Origin of the sequence: uncultured Campylobacter sp., from assembly GCF_938030685.1 — a bacterium.
Taxonomy (GTDB): Bacteria; Campylobacterota; Campylobacteria; order Campylobacterales; family Campylobacteraceae; genus Campylobacter_B.
The window spans coordinates 1-6,467 of record NZ_CALHHX010000220.1; the positions used below are offsets into that span (position 1 = coordinate 1).

Below are 6,467 nucleotides of genomic sequence, written 5' to 3' on the forward strand. Positions count from 1 at the left end.
CATTCGGCATAGCTTGTGCGCCAAATTTCATCTCATTTACCTGCTCGGACGCGCCGAATTTATGCGCTTTAAATTCTGTGCGCTCCGAAGCCTTTGAAGCATTAAATTTTATCTGCTGCGCGGCGCTCTTTGTAGGCTTACCGGATTTAAATTGCTCGCTATCCGCAGAGTTTGCGGCAAACGAGTTTGCAAAATCGCCCTCCATAGCGCGCAAAAATCCGTCCGCGAACCCGCCAGCAACGCTATTGGCTTGCTCGCTTTGCTTCGATAAATCTGAGGCATCTAATATGTGCGGCAAGTTTAGCTCCGAAAAATTTGGCGCAGGAGTGGAATTTGTAGTCCCGGTATTGCTAGAATTTGCAGAAGCTACGAAATTTGCGCCAATTGAATTCCATGCTTCATTATGAGTAGATATAGACGCATTCTGTGCAAGTCCGTCAGTAAATTCCATGCTTTGAAACGGAACGGCGTTATAGAGATTTTCACGAGGTATATCGCCCGCACCCGCTAACGCAATCGGCGTATCTGAAGCAACCTCGTATTGAGACGAAATTTGCGTTTTTTGAAAATCCGTAGCCGCTGTATTTTTATCATGCGCAGATTTTTTATCCTCTTTTTCATCGGAAGCAAACGCAGCCGCGGCGAAATTATCATATCCGCCAAACTCCTCCACGGGCATACCGGCACTATCGAAAAGCCTGGAAAAATCCATATCAAATCCGCTATTAACAGGCGCGCCAGCTACATCTTGCACTACTTGCGAGGCAGAATTTTTTTCATCTGTTTTATAGGCAAATGAGCCGTCTGACTCATGCTGTTTAATAGTAACATCCGCAGAGCCTTTCGCTTCCTCTAGATTAGGCGCAGCGTCTGCCTTTTTTTCAACAGCAGTTTCATTAGAGCTGCCAGCTCTTTGCGGCTCTTCTTGCTGTGCAAGCGGTAAAGTTTCGCTTGCCCGTGTAGCGGTATTTTCATCTTCTGTCTGCGATTTATCTGTTTTGAAATTCTTAGGATTTTCATCGTCTAGCGCCGCTAGAGCTATCGAAGTGTCATCCTTTGCGAGTGGAATCTCGCCCTGGAATGTGTGATTATTTTCAGCAGGCTCGCTTGTGCTGATACTATTTAGCGGCACATCTTCAGGGATATCGCTAGCAGCTAAGTTTAGAGGCATATCGTCTGCGATATTATCCGCAATCTTTTCTGCAACGGCGTTAAGCGGCGTATCATCGGCGATGGTGTCCGCAAGAGCTGCTTCATCTGCAAGCTGCGAGAGCGGAATATCATCTGCGATCTCGTCCGTGCGCGGCATATCGCCTACCAACTGCGAAAGCGGCACATCATCTGCAATCTCGGGCGCTATATCGTTTGCCAGCTGCGAAAGCGGTATATCCTTGCCGGAGTCATAAAAGCTATCCACAAGCTCTTCAAAATTACTGCCCGAAGTGGAATTTACCTGGTCAATCGCATCGATCTCTTTCATCACAGAGCTTGCGTCGGCAAATTCTTTCGCCATTTTTTCTTTCGCCTGCACACTCATATTTTGAACCGAAAACTCGCTGATAAACGTGATGAGCTCAAGCGGCGAAAAAGGCTTAGTAAGGGTATATCGCGCTCCTGGTACTGAGACATTTTTAGGCGTCAGAAATAGCGTCTTATTAAGATCAAATTTTGAAATATCATCGCCATCTTCATAATTTTTTATCGTCAAATCATATTCACTCTCGTCCGCACTATATGCTACCAGATCCGCACCGATGCGCTCGCAGCAAATATTTACGACACTTGCAACCTGCTCATTGTGATTGTCAAGTAGAATTTTCATTTATGACCTTTTAGAAAGAATTTGGGCTATTGTAAGATATTTTTGGTTATTAATTGCTTATATTTGCGCTAAATTTCGGTTATTTAGGCGATAAACTTTGCAGCATTTTTGCGCTAAATTCTCATCGTGAGTCACGAGCACGAGTGCGCCACGGCTGGATTTTACGTAATCAAAGATCACGTCCATGACCTCGTTTGCGGTATCTTTGTCTAAATTTCCCGTAGGCTCGTCGGCGAAGATTATGCGCGGCTTTTTGCAAAGTATACGGGCGATACTCACGCGCTGCTGCTGTCCGCCGCTAAGCTCGCCTACGCCTTGAGCAAGCGTGTTTTCTATCTTAAGCTTTTTTAAAATTTTCTGATCTATCGCATTATTCGTAAGTTTGGCGGCGAGTTCGATATTTTCGCCAGAGGAAAAGCCCTTAAAAAGGTAGTGGGACTGAAATATTATACCGAAGTCGTTGCGGCGTATTTTAAGCCTCTCATCGGAGCTTAGCTCGTAAATACTGCGCCCGCCGTAGATCACTTCGCCCGAGTTTGGTTTTAAAAGCGTGCATAAAATATGAAGCAGGGTCGATTTGCCGCAGCCACTAACGCCCAAAATAGCGATGCTCTCGCTCTCTTTGACGCTTAAGTTTACATTTTCAAAGAGCGTATAATCATACGCGTGAGTAAGATTTACGCCCTTTAGAAGTTCCATATTTAGCCGATTTGAGCCGCTACTTCGGCTGCGAAGTCTTCGCTCTTTTTCTCTAGACCCTCGCCCACTTCGAAGCGGATGTATTTTACGATCTCGATCTTGCCGCCTAGTTTTTTAGCTTCTTCGTCAATCACCTGCTCGACGGTTTTCTTATCGTCCATTACGTAAAATTGCCCTAGCAGCGTGAGGCGCTGATCGATTTGAGTATTATCGGCGATGAAGCGATCGATCTGACCCGGCAAAATTTTATCCCAAATTTTTTCAGGTTTATTTTGCTTGCGAAGCTCATCTTTTAAAACTTCTATCTCTTTGGCTAAAATTTCGTCCGTTAGATGCGCGCGCGAGCCGAACTGCGGGATCTTATGAAGGGGCTTACCTAAGCGCACAAACTCCTCATTCTCCTTCTCAAATTCGCCTTTAAGAGCTAAGAATTCTTTTTCGATAAAATCGGGATCAAGCTCTTTATAGCTGATGACCTGAGGTTTCATCGCGGCTGCGTGCATGCAGAGATTTTTTATAAGCTCCTTCGCACCCTCCGCAGTCCGTTCGCTGTCGCAAGCTGCTGCGATAATGACCCCTACGCGACCGTTTGAGTGTAGGTAGCCGTTTACCACGCCGTTTGCGCCCGCCTTAATCGTCTCAAATCTTCTAACGACTAAATTTTCGCCGATCGTAGCGATCTGGCTTTTTAGATGCTCATCGAATTTAACGCCGTCGATGATGCTGGAATTTAGCTCGTCAATGCTGCTAATGCCTTTACTTTGGATATGTAGAGTAGTATTTTTAACTAAATTTATAAAATTTTGATTTTTAGCTACGAAGTCGGTTTCGGAATTTATCTCGCTTATGGTGGCGATCTTGTGATCCGTGCCCACTTCGACGCTTACTAAGCCCTCGCTAGCTAGGCGATCGGCTTTTTTAGCAGCCTTTCCTAAGCCCTTTTCGCGAAGCAGATCGACGGCTTTATCCATATCGCCGTCTGTTTCAACCAAAGCCTTTTTGCAGTCCATCATCCCCGCTCCGGTGCTTTCGCGGAGCTCTTTTACCATTTGCGCGCTGATTTCCATTACTCTTCGTCCTCGCTTACGTCAAAATCCTCTTCGCTCATCGCCTCGGCTACGACTTCCTCTTTCTCTTCGTCGCTGACGGCCTCGCTCTGCTCGCCGTCCTCGCTCGCATCTTGATCGCGAAGCGCCTTGCCCTCGTTGATCGCCTCAGCCATCTCTTGGCAGAAAAGCTGAACTGAGCGGATCGCATCGTCGTTGCCGGGTATTGGGAAATCGACTACGTCCGGATCGCAGTTCGTATCCAAGGGCGCGATAACCGGCATTTTTAGGCGATTAGCTTCCGCTACGGCGATCTTTTCTTTAACTACGTCGATGACGAAGATCATATCAGGTAAGCCCTTCATATTGCGGATGCCGCCTAGATAAAGCTCAAGCTTCTCTTTTTTGCGGCGAAGCATTAGCGCCTCTTTTTTGGTTAGTAAATTTATAGAGCCGTCCTCTTCCATAGTCTCGATTACTTCGAGCTTGCGGATAGATTGCTTGATAGTGGAAAAATTCGTCAGCATGCCGCCTAGCCATCTGTGGCTTACATAAGGCATGCCGCATTTTTCGGCGTACTCTTTTAGCGTCGCGCCGGCTTGTTTTTTGGTGCCTACGAAAAGTATCGTCTTGCCCTCGGCAGCCGCGTCGCGTACGATATTATAAGTGTAGCGGAAGTAGCGGATAGTTTTTTGTAGATCTATGATATAGATACCTTTTCTCTCGCCGAAAATGAATTTTTTCATCTTCGGATTCCATCTGCGTGTTTGGTGTCCGAAATGAACGCCGCACTCTAGCAAATCTCTCATTGTTACCATGAGTTTTCTCCTTGTGGGTTGCCCCGAAATTTAGTTTCTTCCTCCGCATCCGCCCGTAAATTTGCTCTAAATTTACAACTAAATCAAGGATTGATGCGTGTGAAATGAAAATAAGATTATATCATCTAAAGATAAAAAGAAGCTTTTTACATAAGTATATTTTACAAATTTTAGTAAGTGGGTAAAATTATTTTCGTAAAAGTTTTTTCAGCTTTTTCTAGAGTTTCTAACTTTTCAACTGCTTTTTTAAGCTCTTCTTCGAGATATTCACTTCTACTATAAATCAGTTGATTTGATAGTTCCTGAACTCTGGCCCTCATCTCGTTTATTCTTTTTTCTCTAAGAGTTTGATCTATATATTCTCTAGAATTTTTTATCTTATCAATTCTCTCGTTAAGCTCTTTTACTCTTAATTCTTCCTGATTTCTCAGCTCTTTTCTTCGCTTTTCCTCTTCTTCCTCTTTTTGTCGTCTTAGTCTCTCTTGCTCCTCTCTTTTAGTTTCTATTCTAAGAGGACTGCCTTCTATTGCTGCATTACGATTCCACTCTTCTATCTCGCTATCAGACATTTTATAAGGTTTATTGGCCCATACACATAGCCAAATAAGACCGATACAACCAAGTAATATTTCAATCCAATCACTCATCTTACTTCTCCAAATCTTATGTAATCAATAGCTATCGATCTCAATTCACAAAAAATATCATCAGAAGAATTAGCTGAAATTTTAATAACTGCGTAAATTATATAATAAGGTAGTAAATATAACGGAATCTTATATTTATCTAAAAAATTCGGCCTAGTGTAATCCAAATTCGTAATATCATCGTTAATTATTTGATAACTTGGCATATTTTCTAATTCTCTAAAAATTTTTATTATTTTCTTACCTTTTACATATCTTTTTAAATACAGAAGAATTCTAATTGATATATTTTTTATACTTTTATTCTCTCTCACAAACAAGCAAGTCTTGTTTTCTATAGAATCATTAATTGAAGCGTATTTGCGAAGGGTATTATTCCATAAGCCATCAAATTTTATACTTAAATCTTGAATATCTTTCAGTAGACCGAATTTCTCGGCTACCTTTAAAATAATATATATCTTAAAATATAATGCCAAATTACTATATGAACCATCTTTTGCTTTTAAAAAATAACTTTTTCTTTGCAAGATATCATTGTTATATCCATCAAGCTCAATATAGTCAGGCTTATAAGCAAGATAGCGCTCGACGCACTCCACTTCCTCGCTTGATACCCTCCTTTTGATAGCCTTAATGTTATAACTTATAAACTTTTTAGCGCAATCAATATCAACTATATTTGCTATAATTTCATCTTTTACCTCATCTCTAAAATCATTTAAAATTCTTTCATAATCAATAATTGCCACAAATTTACCTCTATACGGAATTTTTATCCATAACTATAGTTAGTTGATGGCGGATTATAATCCAAATATTCTTATGGTTGGTTTAATAATAAGAATTGCGCAATAACCGATGAGAAGATGGACGCTATTTACAAGGCTATCGGCGATAATGTCAAGCACATCAGAACGGCAAAAGGCATTTCACAGCTTTCGCTCGCCCTTGCCATCGGACACAAAGCCGTAGGAACGATCTCAATGGCTGAACTTCATATCAATAAAAAACATTTCAATATTGAGCATTTGATAAAAATAGCAGATGTTTTGGAGGTAGATATTTCGGAATTTTTTGTTTTTGATCCACAACTCTAAATTGATTAAATTTTATTCATCACAAAGCCGCAGAAGCGCCCCGTGACGCCATCTCTGCGGTAGGAAAAATGTCGCTCGCTCTCAAAAGTGCAGCGCGGATCAAATTTAACGTTTCGCACCCCTGCAGCTGCGAGCTCATCGCGAAGTGCGGCGTTCATATCGAAGCACCCCTGCGTTTTGTAACGCTCAAACTCGCCCAGATCAAGCTCGCCTAGCTCGTAGTTTCGCGCCTTGATATTCGCGCCCACGAATACCTTCAGCTCCGCAGCGACGCAACCGAAGCGCTCGCTCATCAAATTTATCGCATTGGTGCAGATCCGCCCTATCACGCCCGC

At 42.6% G+C, this 6,467-nt stretch carries 8 protein-coding genes; 1 reads left to right on the forward strand and 7 read right to left on the reverse strand.

Features of this window, described 5'->3' with window-relative positions:
* The 6 genes from Q0369_RS10655 to Q0369_RS10680 form a co-directional block, all read right to left on the reverse strand.
* Positions 1–1,822: hypothetical protein (locus Q0369_RS10655; RefSeq protein WP_298099716.1), on the reverse strand; the 1,822-nt coding region annotated here is incomplete at its 3' end.
* 57 nt (positions 1,823–1,879) lie between these two features.
* A complete protein-coding gene (locus Q0369_RS10660; RefSeq protein ID WP_298099719.1) occupies positions 1,880–2,521 on the reverse strand; it encodes an ABC transporter ATP-binding protein in 642 nt (213 codons plus the stop codon).
* Positions 2,522–2,523: 2 nt separating this feature from the next.
* Entirely contained in the window at positions 2,524–3,588 is a 1,065-nt protein-coding gene (gene tsf, locus Q0369_RS10665; RefSeq protein ID WP_298099723.1) for a translation elongation factor Ts, read from the reverse strand.
* Positions 3,588–4,385 carry a 30S ribosomal protein S2 gene (gene rpsB / locus Q0369_RS10670; RefSeq protein WP_297896475.1) on the reverse strand — a complete coding sequence of 266 codons (798 nt, stop codon included), beginning with the start codon at positions 4,383–4,385 and terminating at the stop codon, positions 3,588–3,590. The genes tsf and rpsB overlap by 1 nt, the downstream gene beginning before the upstream one ends.
* Positions 4,386–4,555: 170 nt before the next feature.
* Complete coding sequence (locus Q0369_RS10675) at positions 4,556–5,032, reverse strand: hypothetical protein (protein ID WP_298099726.1); 477 nt, start codon at positions 5,030–5,032, stop codon at positions 4,556–4,558.
* Positions 5,029–5,784, reverse strand: coding sequence for a hypothetical protein (locus tag Q0369_RS10680; protein ID WP_298099729.1), 756 nt, complete (start codon positions 5,782–5,784; stop codon positions 5,029–5,031). Before Q0369_RS10680 ends, Q0369_RS10675 begins: the two co-directional genes overlap by 4 nt.
* 117 nt (positions 5,785–5,901) lie before the next feature.
* Here Q0369_RS10680 and Q0369_RS10685 point away from each other — a divergent pair, with 117 nt between their 5' ends.
* A complete protein-coding gene (locus Q0369_RS10685) occupies positions 5,902–6,132 on the forward strand; it encodes a helix-turn-helix transcriptional regulator (protein ID WP_298099732.1) in 231 nt (76 codons plus the stop codon).
* A 5-nt stretch (positions 6,133–6,137) separates the two neighbouring features.
* Here Q0369_RS10685 and Q0369_RS10690 read toward each other — a convergent pair.
* On the reverse strand, positions 6,138–6,467 hold a 330-nt coding region (locus Q0369_RS10690), incomplete at its 5' end, for a laccase domain-containing protein (protein ID WP_298099735.1).

What these genes read in the sequence shown, in the direction of transcription:
- Q0369_RS10660 (WP_298099719.1), bottom strand. Translation starts at nt 2,521, where the DNA reads ATGGAACTTCTAAAGGGCGTAAATCTTACTCACGCGTATGATTATACG.
- tsf (WP_298099723.1), bottom strand. Translation starts at nt 3,588, where the DNA reads ATGGAAATCAGCGCGCAAATGGTAAAAGAGCTCCGCGAAAGCACCGGA.
- rpsB (WP_297896475.1), bottom strand. Translation starts at nt 4,385, where the DNA reads ATGGTAACAATGAGAGATTTGCTAGAGTGCGGCGTTCATTTCGGACAC.
- Q0369_RS10675 (WP_298099726.1), bottom strand. Translation starts at nt 5,032, where the DNA reads ATGAGTGATTGGATTGAAATATTACTTGGTTGTATCGGTCTTATTTGG.
- Q0369_RS10685 (WP_298099732.1), top strand. Translation starts at nt 5,902, where the DNA reads ATGGACGCTATTTACAAGGCTATCGGCGATAATGTCAAGCACATCAGA.